The 896-nt window shown below is 34.8% G+C and carries 1 protein-coding gene; it reads right to left on the bottom strand.

Annotation, left to right across the window (positions count from 1 at the left end; all coding sequences use genetic code 11):
• The coding region (locus IEW75_RS15685; protein WP_188704112.1) for a hypothetical protein at window positions 1-896 on the bottom strand (896 nt) is incomplete at both ends.

Genomic DNA, 896 nt, shown 5'->3' with positions numbered 1-896 from the left:
GCACAGTTGAGCTACTCGCGTCTAATGTTACACTTGTAGTTTCACAAGTTAATTCTGAATCTCCAGTAATTACAACTTCTGGTTCAACGCTATTTTGTGTTATGGTTATTGTTTTTGTAGCAACACAACCATTTGAATTTTTTATAACTATTACATAATAACTTCCTGGCTCGGTAACTGTTATGCTTGAAGTAGTTGCTCCACCTTTCCAAAGAAATTTATCTCCCCCAGTACTTTGGCTTGCATCTAAAACTATACTTGTAACATTACAATTCAACTCGGTAGTTTCAGCCGTTAAAACAGCAGTTGGTTTTGTAACATCTTGTGTTACTTGTACAGTATCACTAGCAGAACATACAATTTCGCCATCAATAGTTGATACAGTTAAAGTATAAATACCAGGTCCACTTACTATTGGAGTTAGTGTATTCGCTCCACTATCAATAACACCACTTGTCGTTGTCCATAAATAAGTTAAACTTATTTGATCATTTGTACTAGCGTTTCCAATTAACGTAGCTGTTGGATTGTTACAAGTTAATAGTTTATTTGTACCAGCATTCACGAATATTTGTGAAGGCTGTGTAATAACAACTTCTTCGCTTGTAGAACATATTAGTTCCTCTTGATTATTTCCATTTGAGCTTGCAGTAATTAAATAAGTACCTGGTCCAAATGTAGCTTGTTCACTTAAATCATTTCCTTCTCCATTTAATTGAATAATATAAGTTTCTCCATCTTCCAAACCTGAAACTATTATTGTCCCATTTGCAGCACCGAAACAAGTTACGTTTGTTGAAGACACTTCTATTGTTGGTGTATCTTCTATCGTTACAGTAAAACTGCTCTCATCTGCAGGGCAAGTATCTGTTGCAGCTACATAAACATACAACATA

This window comes from Lutibacter litoralis (genome assembly GCF_014646675.1).
GTDB classification, from domain to species: Bacteria; Bacteroidota; Bacteroidia; order Flavobacteriales; family Flavobacteriaceae; genus Lutibacter; species Lutibacter litoralis.
The sequence above is the reverse complement of the archived record's forward strand: the minus strand, read 5'-3'. Positions and strand labels throughout refer to the sequence as shown.